The organism is Rhodanobacter glycinis, assembly GCF_006438785.1.
In the GTDB taxonomy this organism is placed as follows: domain Bacteria; phylum Pseudomonadota; class Gammaproteobacteria; order Xanthomonadales; family Rhodanobacteraceae; genus Rhodanobacter; species Rhodanobacter glycinis_A.
In genome coordinates, this window is record NZ_RCZB01000001.1 from 526,795 (window position 1) to 552,989 (window position 26,195).

Annotated in this window: 23 protein-coding genes and 1 pseudogene; 21 read left to right on the plus strand and 3 right to left on the minus strand. The window is 61.6% G+C overall.

The genetic code is table 11. The annotated features are described in order from the left end of the window. The first annotated feature begins 106 nt into the window (after window positions 1-106). Both era and recO read left to right on the plus strand, forming a co-directional pair. Window positions 107-1,039: a GTPase Era gene (gene era, locus EAH75_RS02750; protein WP_140655106.1), complete on the plus strand. Its 933-nt coding sequence runs from the start codon at window positions 107-109 to the stop codon at window positions 1,037-1,039. A gap of 72 nt (window positions 1,040-1,111) precedes the next feature. Beyond that, the gene (gene recO, locus EAH75_RS02755; protein WP_140655109.1) at window positions 1,112-1,843 is read left to right on the plus strand and encodes a DNA repair protein RecO; all 732 of its coding nucleotides are present in this window, start codon (window positions 1,112-1,114) and stop codon (window positions 1,841-1,843) included. Here the strand turns inward: recO and EAH75_RS02760 are convergent. After that, window positions 1,840-2,577: a response regulator gene (locus EAH75_RS02760; RefSeq protein ID WP_140804101.1), complete on the minus strand. Its 738-nt coding sequence runs from the start codon at window positions 2,575-2,577 to the stop codon at window positions 1,840-1,842. The two genes, recO and EAH75_RS02760, sit on opposite strands and share 4 nt — an antisense overlap. A 45-nt stretch (window positions 2,578-2,622) precedes the next feature. Here EAH75_RS02760 and EAH75_RS02765 point away from each other — a divergent pair, with 45 nt between their 5' ends. From EAH75_RS02765 to EAH75_RS02830, 14 genes are all read left to right on the plus strand, one after another. Then, complete coding sequence (locus EAH75_RS02765) at window positions 2,623-4,644, plus strand: hypothetical protein (RefSeq protein WP_140804103.1); 2,022 nt, start codon at window positions 2,623-2,625, stop codon at window positions 4,642-4,644. Window positions 4,645-4,689: 45 nt separating this feature from the next. Continuing rightward, window positions 4,690-5,298 (plus strand): YdbL family protein, encoded by a 609-nt coding sequence (locus EAH75_RS02770; protein WP_140804105.1) that lies wholly within the window; start codon window positions 4,690-4,692, stop codon window positions 5,296-5,298. A gap of 200 nt (window positions 5,299-5,498) precedes the next feature. Beyond that, window positions 5,499-6,836, plus strand: a complete 1,338-nt coding sequence (gene rlmD, locus EAH75_RS02775) for a 23S rRNA (uracil(1939)-C(5))-methyltransferase RlmD (RefSeq protein ID WP_140804107.1) — start codon at window positions 5,499-5,501, stop codon at window positions 6,834-6,836. A 68-nt stretch (window positions 6,837-6,904) separates the two neighbouring features. Beyond that, the gene (locus tag EAH75_RS02780) at window positions 6,905-7,426 is read left to right on the plus strand and encodes a CYTH domain-containing protein (RefSeq protein ID WP_140804109.1); all 522 of its coding nucleotides are present in this window, start codon (window positions 6,905-6,907) and stop codon (window positions 7,424-7,426) included. Further along, on the plus strand, window positions 7,420-8,436 hold the full coding sequence (gene nagZ / locus EAH75_RS02785) for a beta-N-acetylhexosaminidase (RefSeq protein WP_140804111.1): 1,017 nt from the start codon (window positions 7,420-7,422) through the stop codon (window positions 8,434-8,436). The genes EAH75_RS02780 and nagZ overlap by 7 nt, the downstream gene beginning before the upstream one ends. After that, a complete protein-coding gene (locus tag EAH75_RS02790; protein WP_140804113.1) occupies window positions 8,433-8,996 on the plus strand; it encodes a hypoxanthine-guanine phosphoribosyltransferase in 564 nt (187 codons plus the stop codon). Before nagZ ends, EAH75_RS02790 begins: the two co-directional genes overlap by 4 nt. Window positions 8,997-9,243: 247 nt before the next feature. Continuing rightward, on the plus strand, window positions 9,244-10,005 hold the full coding sequence (locus EAH75_RS02795; RefSeq protein WP_140804115.1) for an S-methyl-5'-thioinosine phosphorylase: 762 nt from the start codon (window positions 9,244-9,246) through the stop codon (window positions 10,003-10,005). Between the two features lie 157 nt (window positions 10,006-10,162). Beyond that, a complete protein-coding gene (locus tag EAH75_RS02800; protein ID WP_140655135.1) occupies window positions 10,163-10,366 on the plus strand; it encodes a cold-shock protein in 204 nt (67 codons plus the stop codon). Window positions 10,367-10,447: 81 nt separating this feature from the next. Beyond that, a complete protein-coding gene (locus tag EAH75_RS02805; RefSeq protein ID WP_140804117.1) occupies window positions 10,448-11,527 on the plus strand; it encodes a N(4)-(beta-N-acetylglucosaminyl)-L-asparaginase in 1,080 nt (359 codons plus the stop codon). Then, entirely contained in the window at window positions 11,524-12,258 is a 735-nt protein-coding gene (locus EAH75_RS02810) for a copper homeostasis protein CutC (protein ID WP_140804119.1), read from the plus strand. Before EAH75_RS02805 ends, EAH75_RS02810 begins: the two co-directional genes overlap by 4 nt. Before the next feature lie 127 nt (window positions 12,259-12,385). Then, window positions 12,386-12,790 carry a VOC family protein gene (locus EAH75_RS02815; protein ID WP_140804121.1) on the plus strand — a complete coding sequence of 135 codons (405 nt, stop codon included), beginning with the start codon at window positions 12,386-12,388 and terminating at the stop codon, window positions 12,788-12,790. An 89-nt stretch (window positions 12,791-12,879) separates the two neighbouring features. Continuing rightward, window positions 12,880-14,082: an enoyl-ACP reductase FabV gene (gene fabV / locus EAH75_RS02820; RefSeq protein ID WP_140804123.1), complete on the plus strand. Its 1,203-nt coding sequence runs from the start codon at window positions 12,880-12,882 to the stop codon at window positions 14,080-14,082. A 116-nt stretch (window positions 14,083-14,198) separates the two neighbouring features. Continuing rightward, entirely contained in the window at window positions 14,199-16,049 is a 1,851-nt protein-coding gene (locus tag EAH75_RS02825; protein ID WP_140804125.1) for an ATP-binding protein, read from the plus strand. Window positions 16,050-16,140: 91 nt separating this feature from the next. Then, window positions 16,141-17,574 carry a TIR domain-containing protein gene (locus EAH75_RS02830; RefSeq protein WP_161596265.1) on the plus strand — a complete coding sequence of 478 codons (1,434 nt, stop codon included), beginning with the start codon at window positions 16,141-16,143 and terminating at the stop codon, window positions 17,572-17,574. A gap of 188 nt (window positions 17,575-17,762) precedes the next feature. On the opposite strand, the pseudogene EAH75_RS02835 reads toward EAH75_RS02830, so the two are convergent. Then, a pseudogene (locus EAH75_RS02835) lies at window positions 17,763-18,125 on the minus strand (integrase core domain-containing protein); the annotation flags it as partial. Window positions 18,126-18,489: 364 nt separating this feature from the next. Between EAH75_RS02835 and EAH75_RS02840 the strand changes: the two are divergent. The 5 genes from EAH75_RS02840 (at window position 18,490) to EAH75_RS02865 (ending at window position 25,182) form a co-directional block, all read left to right on the plus strand. Continuing rightward, the gene (locus EAH75_RS02840) at window positions 18,490-19,119 is read left to right on the plus strand and encodes a response regulator (RefSeq protein WP_140804129.1); all 630 of its coding nucleotides are present in this window, start codon (window positions 18,490-18,492) and stop codon (window positions 19,117-19,119) included. Between the two features lie 148 nt (window positions 19,120-19,267). Beyond that, window positions 19,268-22,294 (plus strand): sensor histidine kinase, encoded by a 3,027-nt coding sequence (locus EAH75_RS02845; protein ID WP_140804131.1) that lies wholly within the window; start codon window positions 19,268-19,270, stop codon window positions 22,292-22,294. 334 nt (window positions 22,295-22,628) lie between these two features. After that, window positions 22,629-23,405, plus strand: coding sequence for an alpha/beta fold hydrolase (locus tag EAH75_RS02850; protein ID WP_140804133.1), 777 nt, complete (start codon window positions 22,629-22,631; stop codon window positions 23,403-23,405). A 607-nt stretch (window positions 23,406-24,012) separates the two neighbouring features. Continuing rightward, window positions 24,013-24,684: an XAC0095 family protein gene (locus tag EAH75_RS02860; protein ID WP_140804135.1), complete on the plus strand. Its 672-nt coding sequence runs from the start codon at window positions 24,013-24,015 to the stop codon at window positions 24,682-24,684. 198 nt (window positions 24,685-24,882) lie between these two features. After that, a complete protein-coding gene (locus tag EAH75_RS02865) occupies window positions 24,883-25,182 on the plus strand; it encodes a hypothetical protein (protein WP_140804137.1) in 300 nt (99 codons plus the stop codon). Window positions 25,183-25,570: 388 nt separating this feature from the next. Here the strand turns inward: EAH75_RS02865 and EAH75_RS02870 are convergent, their stop codons facing one another. Then, window positions 25,571-26,011, minus strand: coding sequence for an ester cyclase (locus EAH75_RS02870; RefSeq protein ID WP_140804139.1), 441 nt, complete (start codon window positions 26,009-26,011; stop codon window positions 25,571-25,573). Window positions 26,012-26,195 lie beyond the last annotated feature (184 nt).

Sequence of the window (26,195 nt, forward strand, 5' to 3'; positions counted from 1 at the left end):
GGCATGGGCTTTCGCCCGGCCACGCCGCGCATCCGAAACCGCCGGCCCCATGCCGTTTCCGGCGAAGCACTACACTTGACCTCCGACTTGCCGAGCACCTCACGTCATGAACCACGAACTGGATCCAGCCGCCGGCACCTTGCCGCATGAGAATTTTCGCTGCGGCACGGTCGCCCTGGCCGGGCGTCCCAACGTGGGCAAGTCGACCCTGCTCAATGCGCTGATCGGTTACCGCCTGTCGATCATCAGCCCGCGACCGCAAACCACGCGCCACCGCATCCTCGGCATCAATACCACCGAGGCCGGGCAGATCATGTATGTCGATACACCCGGCCTGCACCGCGGCGCCAAGCGGGCAATGAATCGCAGCCTGAACCGGGCCGCGCGTTCGGCGATCAGCGACGTCGACCTGGTGGTGCAGGTGATCGAGGCTGGCCGGTTCACCGACGAGGATGAAGCGTTGTACGCGGCCCTGGTCGAACAGTCGTCGCCGCGGCTGCTGGTGATCAACAAGGTCGATCTGAACAAGGACAAGACGGTGATGTTGCCGTTCGTCGCCGATCTGGTGGCCAAGCACAGCTACGACGAAATCCATTACGTCAGTGCGCTCAAGGAGCAGGGCCTGAAGGAGCTGGAGCAGGCGATCCTGAAGCGACTGCCGGTGCAGCCGCCGGTATACGGCGAAGACGAAGTCACCGATCGCAGCGAGCGTTTCCTTGCGGCCGAGATGGTGCGCGAACAGCTGATGCTGCGGCTCGATCAGGAGCTGCCGTACGCCACCACGGTTGAGATCGAACAATTCAACGACCGCCCCGACGGCATCGCCGAAATCCACGCGATCATCTGGGTCGAACGCGATGGCCAGAAGGCCATCGTGATCGGCAACGGCGGCGCCCAGCTCAAGGCGATCGGCACCAGTGCGCGCCGCCACATGGAGCGCATGTTCGAGCGCAAGGTGTTCCTGAAGCTGTGGGTGAAGGTGCGCGAAGGCTGGGTCGACGACGAGAACATGCTCAAGAAGTTCGGTTATACGGACTGAAGTAGAGAATCGGGAATAGGGAATCGATGGAGCGGATTCCGATTTTCCGAGTCACGATATCCGGCAAATTCCATGCGCATCGAACAGCAACCCGCCTACGTGCTGCACGCGCGGCCTTACCGCGAGACATCGTTGTTGCTGGAATGCCTGACCCGTGAGCACGGGCGTCTCGGCGTGGTGGCACGCGGCGTGCGGGGCGAACGCAGCCGCCTGCGGCGGGCGCAACTGGAACCGTTCCAGCCGGTGTTGATGGACCTGTTGCTGCGTGGCGAGATGGCCACGCTGACCGCAGTCGAGACGGTCGGTACGCCGCTGAGATTGCCCGGCGACGCGGGCCTGGCCGGGCTCTACCTCAACGAACTGGTGGTACGTCTGACAGGTCGCCAGGATCCGTTTCCGCTGCTGTTCGACGCCTATGCGCAAACGTTGGCGCGGCTGGCCGCGGGCGAGTCGCTGGCGTGGACTCTGCGCCGATTCGAACGCGATCTGCTGGAGCTGATCGGTTACGGCCTGCAGTTGCAGCACGATTCCGATACAGGCGAGGCATTGCAGGCGGATGCTTCCTACCGCTACCGGGTCGAGCAGGGCGCAGTGCGTTGCGCGGCGGATAGCGCGCTAGCCTTGCGCGGCAGCGACCTGCTGGCGCTGGAGCAGGACTGCATGCCCGACAATGGCGGCCTGAAATCCCTGCGCGACATGATGCGCGAGGTCATCCGTTTTCATCTGGGCGGCGGCGAGTTGCGCGCCTGGCGGGTATTGGCGATGGCGGTTTCGCGCCGGCCGGGCGACAGCGCCGCCAGCTAGCTGTCCAGCGCCTGCAACGTCGCCAGCAGCGTCTTGCGAAAGCGGACCAGAGCGGCCGGTGTCGCACCGCCGTGTTGCGACAGCTGCCGCTGCAGCAGCACGGTTTGCGATGACAGCGCGGCGGCACCGCAGAAACCGCAGGATGAGCGCAGCCGGTGCAGTCGTTCGCTGAAGACACCCTGGTTGCGGCTCAACGGATCCAGCTCCTGCTGGAGCAGGGCCAGTTCTTCGCGCAGCAGCAATCGCAGTGCGCGCATCGTGGTGGCGTCGCCGGTGGTGGTCAGTGCGGCGCGGTCGTCGAGTACGCTGGCATCGTGGTCCGGCTGCACCAGCGCCAGCACGCGCTGCAGATCGGATACCCCACAGGGTTTGAGCAGGATATCGCTGAAGCCGGCGTCCAGCAGCAGCTGGCGCTCGGCCGGCTCCAGCTCGGCGGTGGTGGCCACCGCGATGCTGTCGGTCGACCCTGCCCGTGCATCGCCACGCAGCTGGGTGAGGATGCTCAGCGCACCGGCGCCGGGCATGCGGCAATCCAGCAGCAACAGGTCGAAGGCTTGCGCTCGGGCCCGTTCCAGCGCCGCCATGCCATCCGTGCAGGCTTCGATCCTGGCGCCCAGCAAACGCAGCCCATCGCACAGGAAGCGGCAGCTGCCGGGGTCATCGTCCGCCACCAGCACGCTTGGGCAGGTGAGGTTGGAGGACTCTGGATGAGCGTTGGCGAAGGGGCTGGTCATGACGAAATCCTTGTCGTTCAGCTTAATTTGGCAGAATGGCGCGACATGCGCCCGACATCAAGCCATCTTTTGCTGTGTTGCTGCCTTCTGCTGGGGATCGGCTGGGGGTTGCCTGCGCGCGCGGATGTGCTGCTGACGGCGAAGTCCATCGACGTGCCCGGCGTTCGTCTGCAGACGGTAACTGTCAGGCTCGGTGTGGATGCTGCCGGCGGGCTTGGGCTGCAGTTGCACGCTGGTCAGGCCGATGTGCCGGCGATGGGTTGGCGACGACTGGGCCTGACCCTCGATGGCAATCTGCAGCGGGACGATCGCCTGCGCTGGGTTTTCGATGGCGATGTACGACTGGCCGGTGCTCCTGGTGGCGCGCTCAGCGACGCTCACGTAAACATCCTGCTCAGCGAGTCGGCCAACACCTTGCTGGTGGATATCCTGCAGGGCAAGGCGCATGTCAGTACCGCGTTGCCGCTGGATCAACCCACCCACGCGCAGATCCGCCTGGACGACCTTCCCGCCGGCTGGCTGCAGGGACTGCTCGGCACGGTCTGGTCGGGACGCCCCACCAGTGGCCGGCTGGATGCCGAGTTGGCGCTGGACCTGCATGATCCCGGCATCCAGTCATCCGGGCGATTCACTCTGAATGGGGTGGGTTTTGACACTCCGACTGGCACCTTGGCCGGGCAAGGACTGAACGGCACGGGCCGCTTCAGCCTGGATACCACCGATGGCCCGGCCCGGATGGATCTGGATGCTGCCCTGCGCGGCGGCGAGCTGCTGCTGGGTCCGCTTTACGCCAGGTTGCCCGATCACCCGGTACAGCTCGGTCTACGGGCCAGCGCGCAGGGCGGCGCGTTCGAGGTGAGCCGGCTGCGGCTGAATGACGCCGATGCGCTGCAGCTCGATGGCGCGCTGGCATTCGATGCCAAGGGTGAGCTGAAGACACTGAAACTGGACCGCCTGCACGCGAGTTTCCCAGCGGCCTACCAACGCTACGGTCAGGCCTGGCTGAGCACCCTGGGGCTGCGCGACATGCGCATTGCCGGACAGCTCAACGGCAGCCTGGATCTGCGCACCGACGGCCCGCACAGCTTTGCGTTCACCACCGATGGCCTGAATGTGGCCGATGCGGCTGGCCGGCTCGCTATCGAAGACCTGCATGGCGGGCTGGACTGGGCGATCCAGGGCGATCGGCCCGCCACCACGCTCGGCTGGCGCAACCTGCAGTTCTATCGGGTGCCCAACGGTGTGGCGCAATCGCAATGGCGCAGTCACGACGGCACGCTCAGCCTGCAGCAGCCGCTGCTGGTGCCGGTGTTGAAGGGCCAGTTGCGGATCGGCGAACTGGATTGGCGCCCGGCGGCGGCAAAAGGGCAGCGTCTCTCGACCTCGATGGTGCTGACCGGAGTCGACATGGCGGCTTTCAGTCAGGCGATGGGCTGGCCGGCATTTCCCGGCACCCTCGGTGGTGCGATTCCGTCCTTGCGCTGGGTCGATGATCGTTTCGAACTGCAGGGTGGCCTGTCGGCCAACCTGTTCGGCGGCTTCGTCGACATCACCCGGCTATCGTTGCAGCAGCCGTTCGGACCCAATCCGGTATTGAACGGCGACATCGCCTTGAAGCAGCTCGACCTCGCTGCAATCACCAGCGTGTTCGATTTCGGCAACATCACCGGACGACTGGACGGCTCGGTGGACGACCTGCGACTAGTCGACTGGAGTCCGGTTGCGTTCAAGGCAAGCCTGCTCGCCGGCAGCGGTGGGCGCATCAGCCAGCGGGCGGTGAACAACCTCACCGCAGTCGGTGGCGGTGGCATTGCCGCCGGTCTGCAAGGCGCCGTGCTGAAACTGTTCAAGACCTTCGGCTACAAGCGGATCGGGCTCAATTGTGCGCTCCAGGGCACGGTCTGCCAGATGAGCGGTCTGGAGCCCGGCGATGACGGCTACACTATCGTCGAAGGCAGCGGTTTGCCGCGGCTGCAGGTGATCGGCCACCAGACCCAGGTCGATTGGCCCACGCTGGTTCAACGTCTGCATGACGCCATCAATGGAGCGGCTCCGCAGATTCGTTGACGTCGCTGCATCTCCCCCTTCTCACTACAACTGCCGGAGTCCGCCATGCGCAAGCTCGTCTACGTGATCCTGACCTCACTGGCCGTGGCGCTGGTCGGCTGCGTCACCATCAACGTGTACTTTCCGGAAGCCGCTGCGCAGAAAGCCGCCGACCAGTTCATCGGCAATGTGCTGGACGGCGCCGCGCCCGCCGCGAGCCCCGCGCCGAAACAGCAGAAGCCGGCTGCCGGCAACGATGGCCAGCAGCCTTCGGCAATGCTGCTCGACCTGCTGATTCCCGCCGCGCAAGCCGCCGACACACCGAACATCCGCATCCAGACCAGCGCCACCGAAGCCATCAGCGGGCGCATGCACGAGCGCTTCCAGGGGGCGCTGGGTGATCTGCTGGACAGCGGCGCGGTGGGCTTCACCCGTGACGGCATGGTCGCCATGCGTGACGCTGCCAAAGTGCCGCTGAGCCAGCGCGCGCAGGCCAATACCACGGTGGCCGACGAAAACCGTGACCGCGTCGCGCTGTACCGCGAAGTGGCCAATGCCAACAACCACCCGGAGTGGGAGCCGCAGATCCGCGTCACCTTCGCCAAGAGCTGGATCGAGAAGGCCCGGGCCGGCTGGTATTACCAGGATGCCGCCGGCGCCTGGCAGAAAAAGTAAGCGCTGCGGGAGCGCACCGCGGTACATGCTGCTCCTGTGGGAGCGACTTCAGTCGCGATGCTCTTGGCCGAATGCAGGAAAGGCATCGCGAACGGAGTCGCTCCCACGAAAGGCCACGCAAGGCAGAACGCGTGGGCGTCACCCGGGCCGATCTGGGATAATCGGCGGCCAGCCCCAGCGGCCTCAACCGTCCGAGCCTCATGTCCCGATCCAACTCCGTTTCGCCGACGCCTTTCGAAGCCCACATCACCGATCTCGGCCATGACGGCCGCGGGGTGGCCCGCATCGACGGCAAGACGGTGTTCGTCAGCGGTGCACTGCTGGGCGAACAGGTCATGGCCCGGCTGCGCAAGCGTCATCGCCATTTCGACGAGGCCGAAGTCGTCGAGGTGATCGTGCCGTCGCCGCACCGGGTGGAACCGCGTTGCCGGCATTTCGCACACTGCAGCGGCTGCTCGCTGCAGCATCTGGATGCGGAATCGCAGATCGCCGCCAAGCAGCGCGTGCTGGCGGAAAATTTCGAACGCATCGGCAAGGTCACGCCGCAGCTGTGGTTGCCGCCGCTCTCCGGTGCGCCGTGGGGCTATCGGCGCAAGGGCCGCCTGTCGGTGCGCAACGTGGCGAAGAAGGGCCGCGTGCTGGTGGGTTTCCGCGAGGAGCAGAACCCGCGCTTCGTCGCCGAGATCCAGCAATGCGAAGTGATGCATCCGGCGCTCGGCCCCAAGGTCGGTCTGCTGGCCGATCTGCTCAGCGCGATGGACGCGGTCGACACCATCCCGCAGATCGAATTCGCCGCCGGCGACGACCTGATGGCGCTGGTGTTCCGGCACATGCAGCCGCTGAGTGAACGCGACCAGGCCGCGTTGATCGCGTTCGGCCAGCAGCATGGGCTGGCGATCTACCTGCAGCCGGGCGGCAACAGCAGCGTGCATCCGTTGTGGCCGGAAAACCCGCGGCTGGCGTTCCGCATCGCCAGCGGCGATGCCGCTATCGAGGACGTCGAGCTGGAGTTCCAGCCGCTCGATTTCGTGCAGGTCAACGCCGACATGAACCAGCGCATGATGGCGCGCACGCTGGAGCTGCTCGATCCGCAACCGACCGATCGCGTACTGGACCTGTTCTGCGGCCTCGGCAATTTCACCTTGCCGATCGCGCGCCGCGTCGCCGAAGTGGTCGGCGTGGAAGGCGAACACGGCCTGGTCGAGCGCGCCGCGCAGAACGCCGCGCGCAACGGCATCGACAACGCGCGTTTCCATGTGGCGAATCTGTTCGAGGATCAGCGTGCCACCGACTGGGCACGCCAGCCGTGGGACAAGGTGCTGCTCGATCCGCCACGCGCCGGTGCCGACAAGGTGCTGGAGTATCTGCCGCACAAGCAGACGCACCGCATCGTCTATGTGTCCTGCCATCCGGCCTCGCTGGCGCGTGATGCCGGCATCCTGGTCAATCAACACGGCTTCAAGCTGAAGTCGGCCGGCGTGATGGACATGTTCCCGCATACCGCGCACGTCGAATCGATCGCGTTGTTTGACAGGTAACTTGTGCATTCGTCCCTGAATGCGAAAATCAAAAAGCGGCCATCCATGGCCGCACTCATCGAAAAAGCATGGCCATCGAAATCGAACGCAAATTTCTGCTGGCCAGCGACGACTGGCGCGCAGCCATCGAACGCAGTGAGCCGATCGCGCAGGGTTATCTGGTCGGCGCGCAGGCGTTGCGCGATGGCAGTGCGCGCGCCTCGGTGCGCGCACGCCTCGCCGGCAAGCAGGCGTGGTTGAACATCAAGGCGGCCACGCCGGGTATCGCACGCGCCGAGTTCGACTATCCGATACCGGTGGCCGATGCCAAGGCGTTGCTGGCCAGCCTGTGCGATGGTGTGCTGGAAAAGGTGCGCCACCATGTGCGGGTCGACGGCGTGCTTTTCGAGGTCGATGAGTTCGAGGGCGACAACCACGGACTGATCGTCGCTGAAGTGGAGCTGCCGGCAGTCGATGCGCCATTCCCGCGACCGGCATGGCTGGGCCGCGAGGTGAGTGCACTGATGCGCTACTACAACGTCAACCTGATCGCGCATCCGTACCGGCAGTGGTCGCCAGCCGAGCGCGCTGCCGAGGATGCCGCATGCTGATGATCGGCGTGGCCGCGCTGGAACTGGCCGAACACGAGAAGCGCTGGCTGACCGCGCCGGGCGTGGCGGGCGTGCTGCTGTTCGCGCGCAACTACCAGTCGCGCGAGCAACTGATCGCGCTGTGCGATGCGATGCGCGAGATCGGCGGCGACGAGCTGCTGATCGCGGTCGACCAGGAAGGCGGCCCGGTGCAGCGTTTCCGCGACGGTTTCACCCGCCTGCCGCCGCTGGCGGCGATCGGTGCGAGATACGAGCACGATCCCGTGGACGCCGTGCGGCTGGCGGAGGAACACGCCTGGGTGATGGCCAGCGAGCTGCGCGCCAGCGGCGTCGATTTCAGTTTTGCGCCGGTGGTCGATCTCGCGCGAGGCAATGCGGCGATCGGTCTGCGCGCGTTCCACGCCGATCCGGCGGTAACCGCCGAGCTGGCGCAGGCCTACGTGCGCGGCATGCATCTGGGCGGCATGGCAGCAGTACTGAAGCACTTTCCCGGACATGGCTCGGTCGCCGTCGATACGCACAAGGCGCAGGCGATCGACCCGCGCCCCCTCGACGAGATCCGCCGCGACGACCTGCTGCCGTTCGCCGAGTGCATCGAGGCGCGGGTCGAGGCGGTGATGATGGCGCACGTGATCTATCCGGCGGTGGACAGCCAGCCAGCCGGCTATTCGAAAGTGTGGATCGAGCAGATCCTGCGTGGCGAGCTCGGTTTCGCCGGCGCGGTGATCAGCGACGACATCAGCATGGCCGCCGCCGGCGCCGCCGGCAGCGTCGGTGAGCGGGTGCGCGCACACTTGGCTGCTGGTTGTGACCTGGTACTGGCCTGCTTCCCGGAGGTAGTGGACGAGGCGATCGCCGCGATGCAGGGCGAAGCAACCGTGCTGCCGCCGCAACTGGCCAACCTGCGTGGCGCCCTGGGCGCGAGCTGGGGCAGCCTCACCAACAACCCGCAGCGCGATCGTTTCGTCGCGCGCATCATGGCGCTGCACGCCGATCAAGGAATCGCATGAATACTCCAACACCTTCGCTTGCCGATGCGCTGGCGCAGTCGGATCTTCTGCACGAGCGCGGCGAACTGGAAACCGTGATCGCCGACATGGGCCGGCGGATCGACGCCGCGCTGGGCGGCGAACGCGCCGTATTCCTCACCGTGATGAACGGCGCGCTGATCTTTGCCGGCCAGCTCGCGCTGGCGATCCGCACCGATCTGGAATTCGACTACGTGCACGCAACCCGCTACCGCGGCGCCACCTCCGGCAGCGACCTGCGCTGGCTGCGCGAGCCGATGGTGCCGCTGGCCGGTCGCGTGGTGCTGCTGGTCGACGACATCCTGGACGAAGGCCACACGCTGAAAGCGGTGCGCGAGGATTGCCATGCGCGCGGCGCGAAAAAAGTGCTGATCGCGAGCCTGTGCACCAAGCGGCATGATCGCCTGGTCGACGGCATCGCGTCGGACTTCAATGGCGTCGAGCTGCCCGATCGCTACGTGTTCGGCTACGGCATGGACTACTACGAGCAGGGTCGAAACCTGCCGGGGATCTATGCGTTGAAAGCCGGGAATGGGGAATAGAAAATCGGGAGTCGGGAGTCGCGGTTGGCACCGAACTCTCCCGGCGCATTCCTTCTCCCTCCGGGAGAAGGTGCCCCGCAGGGGCGGATGAGGGTACGGCCGGAGCCAGATGTCGCCGGCGCGCGAGCATGATGTCCGCGCTCCCGCCCGCACCCTCATCCGGCGCTTCGCGCCACCTTCTCCCGGAGGGAGAAGGGAGTTTCTGCTGGCGAGTCTCTTGCGGTAAACCTGCAAATTGGAACACACGATGCCTCATTCAAATCGCACCCCCATCGACCTCGCCGTCATCGGCGGCAGCGGCCTGTACAACTTTCCGGGGCTGGAGAACACCGCGCGGCATGCGGTGGACACACCTTACGGAGCGGCATCCGGCGATGTCGTGCTCGGCGATTTCGCCGGCAAGCGGGTGGCCTTCCTGGCCCGCCATGGCGAGAGCCACACGCTGCCGCCTCACCGGGTCAACTACCGCGCGAACCTGTGGGCGCTGCACAGCCTCGGCGCACGCCGGGTGATCGGGGTCAACGCGGTGGGCGGCATCCGTGGCGACATGGGGCCGCGGGTGATCGTGGTGCCGGACCAGCTGATCGACTACACCCATGGCCGCTACACCAGCTACTGCGACGTCGAGGGTGCGGAGGTAAAGCACATCGACTTCAGCGAGCCCTATACCGAATCGCTGCGCCTGCAATTGCTGGCGGCGGCGCGCGCGGCGGGCATCGCGGTGATCGGCGGCGGTTGCTACGGCGCCACCCAGGGGCCGCGGCTGGAAACGCGCGCCGAGATCGCGCGAATGAAGCGCGACGGTTGCGATCTGGTCGGCATGACCGGCATGCCCGAGGCGGCGCTGGCGCGCGAACTCGCGCTCGAATACGCCTGCCTGGCGCTGGTGGCGAACTTCGCCGCCGGCTGCGGCGACGAAGCCGAAATCAGCATCGAGGAGATCTTTGCGCATCTGGCGGCGGCCACCGCCGAGGTGCCACGCATCCTCGCGGCGATGCTGAAAAGTTGAGCGAGGCATCCGGCCTGGGGTGACCCCAGGCATCTCTCGTATTGCGTTCAGCCTTCACATGTTGCTACTTTTCGCCAGCCAGGGCGGCGAACCGAGGGGGCAAGTGGTTCAGCGCGAGTACTGGCGCACCCAATCCATGGATACAGAGGTTCGCGCAATGAGTTTCGGTACAGTCAAATGGTTCAACGACGCCAAGGGTTTCGGTTTCATCTCACCCGAGGACGGCGGGGCGGATGTTTTCGTTCATTTCTCGGCGATCACCAGCAAGGGCTTTCGCAGCCTGCAGGAAGGTCAGCGCGTGCAGTTCGAAGTGACCCAGGGCCCGAAGGGCGCCCAGGCTTCGGCAGTCGAAGCCGCCTGATCCGTCAGACATACACTTGATGCAAAAATAGAACCCCGCATCCGATGCGGGGTTTTTTTGTTTTCGTGACCGGAGCATGCAATGACTGATCGCAGGCGTTTCCTCAAGACCTCCCTGCTGGGAGCTTCCGCTTCGATGCTGGCCTGGGGCGGCAAGCTGGCCGCCGGACCGATAGACCGAAGCGGCAAGCTGGCCGCCGGACCGGCACCTCGAACGCCGACGACGGTGGCACGGGTGGTCTCCACCTGGGACTTCGGCATCGCCGCGAATCAGGCCGCGTGGACCATTCTCGGCAAGGGTGGCCATGCGCTGGATGCAGTCGAGTTCGGCGTGCAGGTGCCGGAGTCCGACCTGAAGAACCATAGCGTCGGCAGGGCCGGCTATCCCGATCGGGACGGCCACGTCAGCCTCGACGCCAGCATCATGGACGCCGATGGCAACTGCGGCGCGGTCGCCGCGCTGGAACACATCGCCCATCCGATCGCGGTGGCGCGGCGGGTGATGGAGCGCACACCACACGTGCTGCTGGTCGGCGAGGGTGCATTGCAGTTCGCGCTGGAGCAGGGCTTCAAGAAGGAGGAGCTGCTGACGCCGGAGTCCGAAAAGGCCTGGCACGAATGGCTGAAGACGGCGAAGTACAACCCGTCGATCAACAGCGAAGTGCACGACTACGGCAAGGGCGGCAGCACCGGCATGCCCGGCGGCGCGCACAACCACGACACCATCGGCATGCTGGCGATCGACGCGCAAGGGCGCCTGGCCGGCGCCTGCACCACCAGCGGCATGGCGTGGAAGATGCGTGGCCGCGTCGGCGACAGCCCGATCATCGGCGCCGGCCTGTACGTCGATGGCGAGGTCGGCGGTGCCACCTCCACCGGCGTGGGCGAGGAAGTGATCCGCAACGCTGGCAGCTTCCTCGTGGTCGAGCTGATGCGCCAGGGCCGCTCGCCGCACGAAGCCTGCAAGGAGGCGGTGATGCGCATCGTCAAGAAGCGCCGCGAAGCCTCCAAGACCATCCAGGTCGGCTTCCTCGCCATGAACCGCGCAGGCGAAGTCGGCGCCTATGCGATCCAGCACGGCTTCTCCTATGCCGTGTGCGATGCGAAGAAGCAGGACGACCTGATCCCGTCGCAAAGCGTCTACACCACGAGCTACTCGTGATCCTGGAAATCGCCGCCAACTCGGTCGCCTCCGCGCTGGCCGCCCAGGACGGCGGAGCGGGGCGGGTCGAACTGTGCACCGCGCTGGAACTCGGCGGCCTCACGCCGTCGCATGCGCAGATCGCGCTGGCCCGCGAGCACCTGCACATCCCGCTGTACGTGCTGATCCGCCCGCGCGCGGGCGACTTCCTCTACAGCGATCTCGAATGCGAGACGATGCAGCGCGACATCGAAACCTGCGCGACGTTGGGCTGCGACGGTGTGGTGCTCGGCGTGCTCGACGCCGAGGGCAAGATCGACATGCCACGCTGCCGCGCACTGATCGCCGCCGCCGGCAACATGGGCGTCACCTTCCACCGCGCCTTCGACCTCACGCGTGATCCGTTGACTGCATTGAACGACCTGATCGAACTCGGTTGCGAACGCGTGCTGACGTCGGGAGCACAGGCCAGTGCGCTGGAAGGAGCGCCGTTGATTCGTCAGTTGGTCGAGCGCTCGGCCGGGCGTATCGTCGTGATGCCCGGCGCAGGAGTGGACGCCGGGAACATCGGCAAGTTGCACGAGATTACCGGCGCCAGCGAGTTCCATGCGTCGGCGAAACGGCGGCATCCGTCCGGCATGCAGTGGCAACCGGAGTTGCTGAAGGACATGCAGGGTGGGGAGTTGCGCAGCGATGTCGAGCGGATACGAGGCATTGTTGCGGCTTTGAATGCTGCAGCTGCTTCATCCTGACTTGCGGCGAGACGCAAGGGAACTTGATCTTCCGAGACGCGCTGCAGGATTAGACTTCGTTTCGAAATGCACTCGGCATCAGGCCGCAGCGAACATCGACACACCCATCGACACAAAGGAGAGAGCCGTGAGCAAACAAATATTCATCAACCTCCCGGTCGCCGACCTGCCGAAGTCCATTGCCTTCTTCGAGGCACTCGGTTTTTCACGGAACCCGCAGATGGGGGATGACTCTGGTGCGTGCATCGTCGTCAGCGACACGATTTTCGTGATGCTGGCTACGCATGCCAGGTTTCGTGACTTCACGCCCAAGGCCATCTGCGACACGAGCAAGGCCGTCGAGGTTTTGCTCAACCTCCATTGCGAGAGTCGCGACGAGGTGGATGGTCTCGTGGCCAAGGCGCTCGCCGCGGGCGGTACGACCTACGACAAGCCGGAAGATCTGGGCTTCATGTACTCGCACAGTTTTGTCGACCCGGACGGCCATGGCTGGGGCCTCTTCCACATGACCGCCACGCCGGCACAGGCCTGAGCCGTAGCGGCCACGGCTCCCTACGGCAGCGCATGGCCGCCCCGCTTGGTTACTATGGCGAATTGCCAAAATAGCAACGGGAGCCTCGAGTGATCATCAAGCCCAAAGTCCGCGGATTCATCTGCATCACCGCCCACCCGGTCGGTTGCGAGCGCAACGTGCTCGACCAGATCAAGGTCACCCAGGCCGCGGGCCACGATGCCGCGAAAGGCCCGAAGCGCGTGCTGGTGATCGGCGCGTCCACCGGCTACGGCCTGGCCTCGCGCATCACCGCCGCGTTCGGCTACGGCGCGGCCACGCTCGGCGTGTTCTTCGAGAAACCCAGCAGCCACGAGAAAACCGGCACCGCCGGCTGGTACAACTCCGCCGCGTTCGACAAGGCGGCCAAGCAGGCCGGCCTGTACAGCAAGTCGATCAACGGCGACGCGTTCGCCAACGAAACCCGCGCGCGCGCGATCGAGATCATCAAGAACGAAATGGGCGGCCCGATCGACCTGGTGGTCTATTCGCTGGCCTCGCCCGTGCGCAAGCTGCCGGACACCGGCGAAGTGGTGCGCTCGGCGCTCAAGACCATCGGCGCGCCGTTCCACAACACCTCGGTCGACACCAACAAGGACACCGTGATCGAGGCCACCATCGAGCCGGCCACCGAGCAGGAAATCAAGGACACCGTCACTGTGATGGGCGGCGAGGACTGGGCGCTGTGGATCGACGCGCTGAGCTCCGCCGGCGTGCTGGCCGAGCACGCCAAGACCGTCGCCTACAGCTACATCGGCACCGAGATCACCTGGCCGATGTACTGGCACGGCACGCTGGGCCAGGCCAAGCAGCACCTGGACAACACCGCCAAGCAACTGCGCAGCCGCCACCCCGGCCTCGAAGCGTATGTGGGCGTGATGAAGTCCGTCGTCACCCAGGCCAGCGCCGCCATCCCGGTGATCCCGCTGTACGTCTCCATCGCCTTCAAGATCATGAAGGAGAAGGGCATCCACGAAAACCCGATCGAACAGGCCAACCGCCTGTTCCACGACCGCCTCTACCGTGCTGATGGTGCGGCCGCACCCACCGACGACGAAGGCCGCCTGCGCCTGGACGACTGGGAACTGCGCGACGATGTGCAGATTCCCTGCAAGACGATCTGGCCCACCGTCACCACCGAAAACCTCAAGCAGATCACCGACTACGCCGGTTACAAGCACGAGTTTTTGAAGTTGTTCGGGTTTGATCGGGCGGATGTGGATTACGAGCAGGACGTCGAGGCGGATCGGCGGTTTGATTGTTTGGAGGGGTGAGGTGGTAGGAAGCTACTGAAGTTCAGGGACTTCAGTAGTTTCTTGGAATAGTCGTAGAAAGTGCACTCTGGCGCGGGTGTTGCCGTTATTTCAAAGCAGCCTTAGGCGACAAATTCATGTCAGGAATCAATCTCGAGCGTTTCATCTCTGCACATTACAAAGCAGGTGTTGGTCCGCGTGATGTCCTGCGCGAGGCACTTACAAATGCAATTCATGCGGGGGCCGAAGGCATTACCGTCGACCTCCAGTTTTACGACGCCCAGGCAGACTTACTTGGCGGAGAAGAACGCCCTTTCTTGCAAGCAATAGAAGTCATTGATGATGGAGAAGGATTCACTGCAGAGAATCTAGAAGCTTTTGATGAGGTTTGCACGCCGCATAAAAGCCTTACAGGCGGCAAGGGCGTTGGTCGATTGGCATTTCTAAAATTCGCAACGAATATTGAAATTAAAAGTCATACAGGCAGTGAATTTGTGGAGTTTAAGTACGACACAAATTTTTCTGCTAAGGATATTAAATCGACACCTAGTAACGACTCGAAAGGAACATCGGTTCTAATCTCGGAGCCTGTAAGGCAGGTCAACACTCACGTTCGCCCCCTAATAGAATCTGTATGCGACGATCTACGTCTATTACTTTTTTTCAAAGAGAAACATGGGCAACATATCGTTATTACTTTTACGCACAACTCTAAACAATCATTTTCTTCCCATTTTCAATATAGGTCATCAGAAATTTCACCGCTGCATGAAGGTAGCTTTATTGTTAATGGAGAAAAATTTGAATCCCATCTTTTCCGTGACGAAGGAGAAAAAGGCGTTACAGCTATTTTGTGCGCGGACAATGTAGGAATTGAAGACTGCTTCATCAGCAAAAGATTTGACGTCTGCCGCCACCTGGTATTTGTTACCTCGGAGTATCTTGATGGTCGGGCTAATATTGAACGACAGAAGCTGGAGATTCCTAGATTGGAATCAGACACTGATGCATTTTCGAAGGTAAGCCGCGAAGATCTTTTTCCTGCTTTAAAAAAGCATTGCCTTGATCTCATAAATGAGAAATCATCTGGCGATATAGATGATTATCGCGCCGCCAATGTGCGAAAGTTAAGGACTTACTACCCTTACATAGATGCGTCTTCGCTTGACGGTGCAGCTGGAATGCTGGATGCCGAGGAAATTGTAAGGCAATATCGAGTTCAAAAAGCGAAGAACGAGGATGATGTTGTCGAATGCCTCGAAAGTGGGCGGGCAGTAGCGTTTGACGATCTGTCGCACTTGGCACAAGAGGATCTTGCTCGTTATATCGTTCACCGAGCGCTTGTGCTTGACTCACTCTCAAAACTCCCTGGAGATGCAATTGAAGATCAAGTTCACAAGGCTATTTTGCCAAAAAGATCAGACGGAGATGACATCCGAGAGAATAACGTCTGGCTTGTAGACGACAAATTCCTCTCTTACTCCAGCATCCATAGCGACGACTTTCTATCTAATGTTATTTCTAAAGTTAATTCAGAATACGACGAAAAACAGCAACGCAGACCGGATATTGCCGCCTTCTTCTCACGAAACGACAAAGATGAACCGAACAAATTAGTGATAATTGAATTCAAAAAGCCAAGCGCAGATGTTTTTGATAATGCAAAAGCACTTTCTCAATGCAGATATTATGCAAGTGAAATTGTTGAGCGTGCAAAGAGCATTCTTGAGGTTTTTGCGTTCGCGGTTACTGAGATAGACAATGCATTCTACCGAGAACTTAAACAAACAAATTTCAGAGATGTGTTCTCAATAGGCGAACGGATTCTGTACCAAGATTTCAAAATTGGCTTAGATGATTCCGTTTCACTACATCAATATGTGATGCCGGCGTCATCTCTCATACGTGATGCTCGTGCTCGCAATAAGGTTTTCGAGCAAGTTCTACAGCTTCAAATTGGCGCGGAGCTCAAGGAAAACTTCGCTTGACTATTCGTTCAAGCCGATGCGAGAACCCGGGCCACAATAACCTGACCCGATCTTGCTCACGCATCCAAAACCGAGGCCCTCGGGGAAACAATTGAAACCACGAGTTTTCATCTCTTACAGTTGGTCGTCTCCGGGGCACCAAGCGCGTATACGCCAGTGGGCTGAGCAGATGGTGAGCGACGGTGTGGACGTTGTCCTGGATGTCTGGGATCTCAGAGAAGGAGACGATAAGTACGCCTTCATGGAGAAGATGGTCACAGATGTGTCTGTGACCCACGTGCTCGTCTTCTCTGATTCGGAATACGCCACCAAGGCGGACGCACGCAAGGCGGGTGTTGGCACTGAGTCGCAGATCATCTCGCGTGAGGTGTACTCAAAGGTCCAACAATCCAAGTTCATCCCGATTGTCTGTGAATTCGACGAATCCGGCGAGCCCGTCCTTCCCGCCTTTCTTAAGTCACGAATTTGGATCGACTTCTCCAGTCCTGAAGCTGCGAACGACAATTGGGAACAGCTCATCCGAGTCCTCTATGGGAAGCCGGCACACGAGAAGCCTAGTCTGGGAAATGCTCCCTCCTACGTCACAACGGATGTCACCGCGCCCGCCAGCCCTGCCGCGACGAAGTTTGCCGCGCTTAAGCAAGCCATTTTTCAGCAGAAGAGAGGGTTGAAGTCCTACCGACAGGACTTTCTCGACGCGTGCTGCGATTACGCGGATGCTCTGCGCATCCGCGAGCGCCCCGACGTTACAAACATAGGTCAGCGCGTTCTAGAGGATTGCGGCAAGCTCAAGCTAGTGCGCGACCAGATTGTGGATTGGGTCTTGCTCGAATCCGAAGCCAATCCTTCGGAAGAATTTGGCGAGGCGCTAGTCTCGGTACTGGAGAGGTTGCTCGAACTTAAATCGCGGCCTACGGAAGTCAATTCTTGGAACGATGTGTGGTTCGAGGCGCACCGGGTATTCGTCTACGAGACCTTCCTCTACATCGTAGCCGCACTTTTAAAGACCGACTCGTTTGGCGCACTCCACCTTATTCTTACTAGTCACTATCTTGTACCCGAGACGGAGGCCTCTGGGAGAAACCGCTTCGACACGTTCGATGCGTTCTACGGATACTCCGACACGCTCCAGATTCTCGCGCCTGAGGGAAAGAAACTCCATTCGCCCGCGGCGGAGCTTATCAAGCGGCAGGCAGATCGCACGGATCTCCCGTTTGCTGCCGTAATGCAAGCAGAATTGCTTGTGTTGATGATGGCGTTCACCACCGATGGCTGTCGGTGGTTTCCGCAAACACTGCATTATTCGTCACGTGCTGGGGCCTTCCCATTCTTCGTGAGAGCGGCGCGGCATCGCGACTTTCAGAAGCTCGCGAAGATAACGGGGATCGGCACGGGAGATGAATTGCGTGTGGCAGTAAAGTTAGGGCATGAGAGGCTTGAAGTGGAACGATGGCATAACTTCTGGATGAGTGACCGATCGTTCTGGAGCAGCATGAATATGGATGCTTTGGATACTCTGGCGTGAGTTAATAACGGCACGCGGCGAAGGACGTTTCGTGGATGCCTATGCTGATGGCTGTGGGCGATCACAACTATCGGGGCCAGGTTCACATACAACCGTTTGAACCGTCGCGAGGACGTCCGCCGGCATGGCCGCGGATTCCGGCGTCATGCGGTAATCCCCCCCACTTTTAACTGACAGCAAAAGTGGAGCTAAGCGGCGAGTGCCAATTTCTGCATCGGCGTGATGCCACCGAGTGCCATGTTCGGGCGCTCGTGGTTGTAAGTCCATAGCCAACGGGTGGCGATGTCCTGCACCTGCTCGATCGAGTCGAACAGGGTTCGTGCAAGCCAGGCGTAACGCACGGTTCGGTTGTAGCGCTCGACATAGGCGTTCTGCTGCGGCTTACCTGGCTGGATATGTTCGATCCGGATGCCCTGTTGCTCCGCCCACGTCAGCAGCGTGCCACTGATGTATTCCGGACCGTTGTCGCAGCGGGTCGTTTGTGGTTTGCCACGCCACTCGATGATCTGCTCCAACGCCCGGATCACGCGGACCGAGGGCAGCGACAGATCGGTCGAATCCGCCGCCAGGAGCGGACGGTCAACGCTGGAGTTGAGCGGCGGCGAAGCCGGCCGCTACAGTAACCTAGGACTCTAACCGTACCGCTAACTGAAGGCGGGAGCGTCGGATTAGCTGGCGACCGGTAGGCGCTGTTGAATACCTAGATCGAAACGACTGCATCGAGCGAATTGAGGCGCAGCGTCGGCAGCGCCAGGAACAAGGAGAGGCCGTCGTGAGATCGCTGTAAACAGAGGCATTTGCCGAGAACCTGTGCGGCTCCGTTCGCATCACTCTTTGCCAAAAATGCGCATAACAGCGCATCATAGAAATCTACATTTCCCTCAAACGTCGCTCGCCTTGCAGGTAGTATCGTCGATGTCCGATCGCGCTCGAATCAGAATCCTAAGCGTCGAGGATCATCCCGTATTCCGCGAGGGGCTGCGATTCATCATCGGCTCCCAGGCGGACATGGAGCTCGTGGCAGAAGCGTCCAATTCGGACGAGGCCATCGCCGAATTCCAGCGCGTTAATCCGGACGTGATCTTGATGGACGTACGTCTACCGGGGGCAAGCGGCACGGAAACACTTATGGAGCTTCGCAAGCTCTCTCCCGGCGCGCGCGTGATCATGCTGACGACCTCGGACAGCGAAGGCGATATCCACCACGCTCTCAAGGCGGGCGCGGTCGCGTACATGCTCAAGAGCATGCCAAAGGACGATCTGCTCAATGTCATTCGAGCCGTTCATAGCGGCAAGAAGCACTTTCCAGCGGAAGTCGCGATCCGGCTCGCCGGATACTTCGCCGACGACGAGCTGACCCGACGCGAGATCCAGGTTCTCGAACTGATTCGCGATGGAAGCCGCAACAAAGAAATCGCCGACTGTCTGTCGATTTCGGAGACGACGGTCAACTTCCACATCAGGAATATCGTCGACAAGTTGCAAGCCAAGGACCGGACGCACGCCGTCATTGTCGCGTTACGGCGCGGACTGCTGGCGATATAGGCCGCCGTGGACTGTAGAAAACTGCAGTAAGCCAGCTAGGGGATCGCTTGGTGCTCGGACGCGTGCACGATCAGTATCGTTGGATACCGCCAAGGTACTTGGTGGAACGCGAAGGACGCTCTGAATCCAGTCTGATTTCGAGACCCACATGACATTGCTCAGTGCGCGAGCCATTGGACTTTTCACCAGGATCCTGGTGGCTATTGCCGTTATCGTGCTTTCGCCCACGGCGTTGGCAGTCGATCCTGCACGACAGATCTCCCAATACGGCCATGCCGCGTGGCGATCGCAGGATGGCTATCTGCCCGGCATGCCCATGGCAATGGCTCAGGGCCCCGATGGGTACCTGTGGATCGGCACGTTGAACGGTCTGGTCCGCTTCGATGGCGTGCGGTTCAGTCGCTGGTCCGCGCCTATAGGGGAGCACCTCCCCTCCGATGCCATCACCCGCCTGTTGGCCACGTCGGACGGCAGCCTCTGGATAGGCACGCAGCAGGGGCTGAATCGATGGAAAGACGACAAGTTGCGCAACTATCAGCAGACTCCCGGTGGCGCGATCCTGTCGATCACTGAGGATCGCGAGCATGCGGTCTGGATCACGCGGACTGAGCGGACGGGTTCCGGCGAATACGTATGCCGTGTCTCTGCCGAGGGCGAGTTCAAGTGCTTTGGTGGAGCCGACGGACTCGACTTTCCAGATTCCCCGTGTTGCGCACAGGCGTTTTGGCCCGACCGCGCGGGCACCATCTGGATCGGAAGCGACACGACATTGACCGCATGGCGTGACCACGCGTCCAGTAAGTTCACGCTGCCACTCCATATGGACCACAAGGACATCGGCGTTGCTGCGATTGCAGCGAGGGCAGAGGGCGGACTATGGATCGGGATTGCCCACGCAGGCGCAGGTCTTGGCCTGGAACAGTTCAGCGACGGCAAATTCACTCCCTTCATCAGCCAGGGATTCGATTCCAGCACGCTGCAAGTATCGGCCATGTTGCTGGATCGACAAGGCGCCCTGTGGATCGGAACCTATGGGCAGGGGTTGTATCGCATCTACCACGGCGCCATCGATCAATTCCGGTCAACCGACGGTCTGTCCAACGATCGAGTCAACGCCATCTTCGAGGACATCGAGGGCAACATATGGATAGCGACGACGAAGGGCATCGATCAACTGCGTGATCTGCGAGTCACTACGTTCGCAAAGAAGCAAGGCTTGTCGAGCGATTCCGTGTCAACTATCGCCACGGCTCGTGACGGATCGATCTGGATTGGCAGCGCTGGCCTCGACGTCTTGCGCGACGGAAAAATCACGTCGATAACGAAGGCCAACGGACTGCCCGGAAACCAGGTGACCGACCTGCTCGAAGATCACGCCGGGCGCATGTGGGTCGGCGTCGACCATACGCTGTCTATCGTCGACCACGACAAGTTCCTCCCGGTTCGCGCCAAGAATGGTACGAACGACATCGCCTTCATCGGCTCGCTGGCCGAAGATGCGCAGCATGACGTCTTGGCGCGCTCACTGAAGATGCTGTTCCGGATGCGCGACAATGCCGTGATCGACGAATATCCGCTCGGTCCGCAGTTGGAGGGCCGGCAAATCGTTGCGGATCCGCACTCAGGAATCTGGCTCGGATTGCGAACGGGAGACCTGGCGAGGTTTCGCGACGGCAAAGCCCAGACGATCGCATTTCCGAAGCCACCCGGCGCGAGCGTCAACGGCTTTGTCGAACATATGGCAACCACGCCCGATGGCGCGGTGTTCGGCGCGACGGCGAACGGGATCGTTGCGTGGAGGGGCGGAAAGGCGCAAGCGCTCACCTCGGCGAACGGTTTGCCTTGCAACCATGCCCATGCGCCCCTTGGCGACAAGAACGGCGATCTATGGTTGTTCATGCAATGCGGGCTCGTGGAGATACCACGTTCCGAGATCGAGCGCTGGTGGGCCAGCCCGCATGCGCGCCTGCAGCTTCGCGTTTTCGACGGACTCGATGGCGTCGATCCGGGCTGGGCACCGTTCAGTGCCGCGGCGATGTCTCCCGATGGACGGTTGTGGTTTGCGAGCGGCCACAGCGCCCAGATGATCGACCCCGCAATGGCCACGGCGAACCGGGCTGCGCCACCCGTGCACATCGAGTCGCTTGTTGCCGATCGGGTCGGTTATGCAATCAAAGATGGCGTGCAACTGCCGCCGCTGGTCAGGGACGTGCACATCGATTACACCGCCACGAGCTTCGGTATTCCGCAACGTGTGCGGTTTCGCTACAGGCTGGAGGGTCGGGATAAGGACTGGCAGGAGCCGGTAGCCCGTCGTCAGGCTTTCTATACGGATCTGCCGCCGGGAAACTATCGGTTCACCGTCATCGCGAGCAACGACGGCGACGTATGGAATGAGCACGGCGATTCGATCTGGTTCCGCATCAGATCTGCCTGGTACCAGACCATGACCTTTCGCGTTGTGGCGTTTCTACTCTGCCTGCTCATCGTCTGGCTTCTGTTCCACTGGAGAATGCGCCGCCTCTCCGCGGCGATGAGTGCGCGCTTCGACGAGAGACTGGCTGAACGATTGCGTATCGCACGCGAGCTTCATGACACGCTGCTGCAGACGGTGCAGGCCGGCAAGCTCGTTGCCGATGACGCGCTCGATACCAACGCGGACGATGAACGTCGCAGGCATGCCCTCGAGCGAATCTCGTCCTGGCTCGGCGAGGCGATCCGCGAAGGCCGGTCAGCGCTGAACGCGTTGCGCCGATCGACTGTGCTCAGCAACGATCTCGCCGAGGGCTTGCAGCAGGCAGCCGAAGAATGCGCGGGTGAACGTGGCATGGTCATTCGCGTTTCCGTCGTGGGCCGCACGCGCGAGATGCACCCGATCGTGCGCGACGAGATCTACCGCATCGGTTACGAAGCGATCCGCAACGCCGCGTCGCATTCACACGGCCGGACGCTCGAAGTCGAGTTGACCTATACGCACGATCTGAGTCTGAGAGTGAAGGACGACGGCATCGGCATCAATGCGTCCGAAGTTGAGCAAGGAAAACCAGGACACTTCGGATTACAGGGGATGACGGAACGCGCACAGAGGGTTGGGGCCACGCTCAGCGTTACCCAGCTCGCAACGGGTGGAACCGAGGTCCGCCTTCACGTTCCCGGACGAACCATATTCCGCTAGAGCTGTACCGCAGATTCACGGTTCCACGAACGGTTACCTTGAGAGCGGATGCGCAATGCCGTCCGAATGATCGTCATCGCCAGTGACGGCGGCTAACTTGCTGTATTGATGACTCGCCTCCAAGGAGGGTCGCCTCGAACGACCTGTAGAAGAATGCAGGTCTTCTACTACTACTAACAACGTGTGGCAGTGGGCGAAACATGCGTAGCTTCATTCAGACGGAAAGTCTGGCTGTTTTGCGCAGACTACCCGGGCTCTTTTCATGGGCCACGCGTGGACAACGCAACAGCGCCGTTGCTCACACACTCATTGTCGCGCTGTAGGAGCTTCGCATATGAACATCAGTAAATTCCTGGCGGCTGCCGCTGTTGGCGGCATGATGTTAACGGCCGGTGGGTCGGCTTTCGCCGGCGACGCGCGGCCCTCGGTCGTATTGGTCCACGGTGGTTTCGTCGACGGTTCGGGCTGGGAGAGTGTCTACGATATCCTCACTCACGATGGCTACAAAGTCAGCATCGTCCAGAACTCGACCAGCTCGCTGGCCGATGACGTGGCGTTTACCAAGCGCGTGCTCGAGCAGCAGGCAGGTCCGGTGGTGCTCGTGGGTCACTCCTACGGTGGCGCCGTTATCACCGAAGCCGGTAACGCCGATAACGTGAAGGCGCTGGTCTACATCACGGCCTTCGCTCCCGATGCCGGCGAATCAGTGCAAACGTTGATCTCGCACCCGGTTCCGGGCGCGCCAGCCCCACCGATCCTCGCCCCTCGGGACGGCTGGTTGCTGCTGGATAACGCCAAGTTCTCCGCTGCGTTCGCCAGCGACCTGCCGCCCAAGAAAGCACGGTTCATGGCGGACTCTCAGGTTCCTTGGAATGTGGCGGCCCTCGGGGGCACCATCTCCACGCCAGCATGGAAATCCAAACCGACCTTCTATCTGGTGGTTGATGGCGATCACATGATTCCGGTGGAGGCACAGCGTGCCATGGCGAAGCGTGCAAGCGCGACGGTCATGAATACCAAGGGCAGTCACGCGATTTACGTGTCGAATCCGAAGGTCGTCGCGGCGTTGATTGAACAAGCCGCGAAGGGCGTGGCTACAACATCCAAGTAGGCGCCGAATGCGTGAAGCAGAAGGTTCCGCAAGGGGCCTTCTCTTTAAGCAAGCATCGTTGACACGGCCCGACCGATTGCGGATTCCGGTGTCGACTCCCCGACTGGGATCGTCCCAACCCAGTTCGAATCGTGTCGTCAATCATCGACGCTAGGAACGGCTCATTCGGATGGCGGTTTCTGCCGGTTGGCGTCGGCAGAGACTAGTCATACTGGCCGACTTTCGAGTGGAATATGCACAAGCCGTCGTCGTTTCGCGACGCGGCTTGGTTCAGGCGTTTGCACATTTTCTAGTGCCCACTTCTGTGCGTCAGGTGCGCAGCGCAGCGGCCCAAACGCAACGGTTGACACCATCCAACGGCAATAGCAGACTCCATCTCAAGGAGCGTCGAAACTCCCCAAACAGCGGTACCCACCTCCGACAAACTGGTGGGTTTTTTGTGCCTGCATCTGTGGGTGCAACCGACGCGAAGCCTGCGTCGGGAGGGCGGCGAATACAACACCCGCAAGGGAAATAAGCCCGCCGACTGTTTGCGGTTTCGAACCTCCCGACACCCCGTCCGTCGTCATGCCGTGGACGGGCATTTCATGGAAATGAGGAGGCGACCATGTCGACGTTCGATTCGAATGATCTGGGAACGACGGGCTATTTCCTGCCGGAGGACAGCCAGCTGCGGCTGAAGCAGCTACGCGAGTACGTGGGGTTCCTGACCAATCTGGCGCGACCGCGCAGGCCGGATGAGGATCAGGAGTGGTATGCGGAGATTCGCCCGGGTGAGGTGGCGATCTGCATGGAGTTGTTGGAGGAGCAGATCGGGCAAGTGCTGGACGACCTCTCGTGGCCGGCCGAGCGTCGCGATCGGACGGCAGCCTGCGAGGCCGCTGCGCAAGCGGAGGCTTGCACGGAAGCCGCGGAACCGGACGCCGCCGAGCCGGTGATGGATGAGGCCGGCAACCGCTTCCTCTTCGGCGTCACCCTGGATCAGTTCGACGAGATCAACCTGCTGCTGAGCAGCCTCCGGGCCCTTGGCAATGTGGTGACCTGCAGCGATCACGCCGAGCTATCCGACGTCACGCTGTCGATCATGGGGGATGCCATCGTCCGCGACACCGAGAAGCTGCGCGACATCAACAGAGACGTGAATGCGCAGCGGCTTGAGTCGCCGCACGGCACAAAACCCGGCGTGCGCGAGGAGTGGGCCACTTACCTCGCGCTCCCCGCGCGTTTGCCCTCGGGTTGCGAGTCGTACGCCGTGCGGCAGCATCCAACCTGTCAGTAGCCGGGAGTCACGGCGATCGCTTGCCAGACCGAATAGGGGGCGGGCTCAGTTGGTCGGGCTCAGTTATACGTATCTCGGAAGTGAACCTGGCACCGTGCCTGGACCGAGGCCACCCGTTGCCGAAACCGGGTGGCCCTTTTCTTGCCGCCCGCGCACCGGCGCTAAGATGACCTAGCACGGGGCGAGGGGAGGCGGGGGATGTGGAAACGGGTGGCCGGTTACGGGGCGCTGCTGGCGGCGGAAACGCTCGCCCTGCAGCGGCTTGACTACCAGCGCCTGGTGCGGATGCATTCGGGCGACGTCTACCTGTTTCTGGTCGCGGCGGCGACGCGAGGGCGGTGCGCGAAATCATCCGCCAGGTGGAATCGCAGAGGCTCGGCCAGGCGCGCGGTGCGCAAACCGGCGTGGGCGAAGAGCGGGCCGTCTATCATGCCGGGCCAGCGCTTTTGCCTGTTGCAGAACGCCAGCTTGTGGACGAATCATTGCCAGCGCAGCTGACCAGGTTCGCCGCATAACTTGATCGGCCTCGCCAACCGGCTGACGACCCGACCGAAGGTCGCTTGTCGACCCATTTGAGTCGGTCGCGAACGGCTGCTTTGGGGGAGTACATTTTCCGGAATTGGCGGCAAAATGCTGGCCGTACCACTCAGACCCGACGCGATGGCTGTGCGTCTCGGAGCCTGCCAGCGCGAGCCTCGGGCATGGCGATCATTGCTCAAGTGCGGTCCACAGCCCGTCATTCATCGATCCAATGGACTCAGGACCTCGCTGACGTTCCTACTGTGGGATAAAACTCCAAATCGCTGTGCTACTCAAACCGGGTGACGTCGGGCTTGAATGTGACGACAAGCCCGCCTCAAACACGCATGTGAGTTTCGCACGCGACCTACCGTCCTTGCGCTCCGAGTTGGCGGAGAAAACTTCTGTAGTCGGTCCGCACCCACTCTTCCACGAGCCGATCTTGACTGTCAAACCGGAAGATGTTCGACAGATCCCACGTCACGTGCTGGCCGTTCGGAGGTAAAGCGCCCGCAGGCGAATGCGTGAATTCGCGAACAAAACGCCCCTCAATCCATGTTTGACAGGCAATATGGCTTCCTTCCGCAACGATGATGCCTCGGCGTATTGATCGGTCATCAAACGCGGCGCGAATGGACTTGAAATAGTTGGTGAGGTCGGCGTAGTCGGCTTCGTAGCCGTCCGGTCCGTGGAAGCGAAACTGGCTCGTGTCAAAGTACGAATCCGTCTCGACCTGGTCCTCTCCCGAGATCTCAAGTTCGCCTGCTCTGACAAGTCGGGCTACAAGCTCATCACGTGTTAAGGACATTCGTCTTTCCTCTGCTGAGTAGTGGTGGTGCCAGCGCTCGTGGCGCCTAACGCCTAAGCTACGGGGAAAATCAAAGCCACGAATAAGACGTTCGAGGACGATTGGGTCTTCGCCATCACGGTCCGGGACGGCGGACTGACGAGCATCCGGGAGTACATTGACACACAGGCACTGGCGCGGGCCT

What these genes read in the sequence shown, in the direction of transcription:
- EAH75_RS02770 (WP_140804105.1), top strand. Translation starts at nt 4,690, where the DNA reads ATGCGCAAGCTCGTCTACGTGATCCTGACCTCACTGGCCGTGGCGCTG.
- recO (WP_140655109.1), top strand. Translation starts at nt 1,112, where the DNA reads ATGCGCATCGAACAGCAACCCGCCTACGTGCTGCACGCGCGGCCTTAC.
- EAH75_RS02790 (WP_140804113.1), top strand. Translation starts at nt 8,433, where the DNA reads ATGAATACTCCAACACCTTCGCTTGCCGATGCGCTGGCGCAGTCGGAT.
- EAH75_RS02845 (WP_140804131.1), top strand. Translation starts at nt 19,268, where the DNA reads ATGACATTGCTCAGTGCGCGAGCCATTGGACTTTTCACCAGGATCCTG.
- EAH75_RS02780 (WP_140804109.1), top strand. Translation starts at nt 6,905, where the DNA reads ATGGCCATCGAAATCGAACGCAAATTTCTGCTGGCCAGCGACGACTGG.
- era (WP_140655106.1), top strand. Translation starts at nt 107, where the DNA reads ATGAACCACGAACTGGATCCAGCCGCCGGCACCTTGCCGCATGAGAAT.
- EAH75_RS02760 (WP_140804101.1), bottom strand. Translation starts at nt 2,577, where the DNA reads ATGACCAGCCCCTTCGCCAACGCTCATCCAGAGTCCTCCAACCTCACC.
- EAH75_RS02870 (WP_140804139.1), bottom strand. Translation starts at nt 26,011, where the DNA reads ATGTCCTTAACACGTGATGAGCTTGTAGCCCGACTTGTCAGAGCAGGC.
- nagZ (WP_140804111.1), top strand. Translation starts at nt 7,420, where the DNA reads ATGCTGATGATCGGCGTGGCCGCGCTGGAACTGGCCGAACACGAGAAG.
- EAH75_RS02825 (WP_140804125.1), top strand. Translation starts at nt 14,199, where the DNA reads ATGTCAGGAATCAATCTCGAGCGTTTCATCTCTGCACATTACAAAGCA.
- EAH75_RS02865 (WP_140804137.1), top strand. Translation starts at nt 24,883, where the DNA reads ATGTGGAAACGGGTGGCCGGTTACGGGGCGCTGCTGGCGGCGGAAACG.
- EAH75_RS02850 (WP_140804133.1), top strand. Translation starts at nt 22,629, where the DNA reads ATGAACATCAGTAAATTCCTGGCGGCTGCCGCTGTTGGCGGCATGATG.
- EAH75_RS02805 (WP_140804117.1), top strand. Translation starts at nt 10,448, where the DNA reads ATGACTGATCGCAGGCGTTTCCTCAAGACCTCCCTGCTGGGAGCTTCC.
- EAH75_RS02860 (WP_140804135.1), top strand. Translation starts at nt 24,013, where the DNA reads ATGTCGACGTTCGATTCGAATGATCTGGGAACGACGGGCTATTTCCTG.
- EAH75_RS02765 (WP_140804103.1), top strand. Translation starts at nt 2,623, where the DNA reads ATGCGCCCGACATCAAGCCATCTTTTGCTGTGTTGCTGCCTTCTGCTG.
- EAH75_RS02795 (WP_140804115.1), top strand. Translation starts at nt 9,244, where the DNA reads ATGCCTCATTCAAATCGCACCCCCATCGACCTCGCCGTCATCGGCGGC.
- EAH75_RS02840 (WP_140804129.1), top strand. Translation starts at nt 18,490, where the DNA reads ATGTCCGATCGCGCTCGAATCAGAATCCTAAGCGTCGAGGATCATCCC.
- EAH75_RS02800 (WP_140655135.1), top strand. Translation starts at nt 10,163, where the DNA reads ATGAGTTTCGGTACAGTCAAATGGTTCAACGACGCCAAGGGTTTCGGT.
- rlmD (WP_140804107.1), top strand. Translation starts at nt 5,499, where the DNA reads ATGTCCCGATCCAACTCCGTTTCGCCGACGCCTTTCGAAGCCCACATC.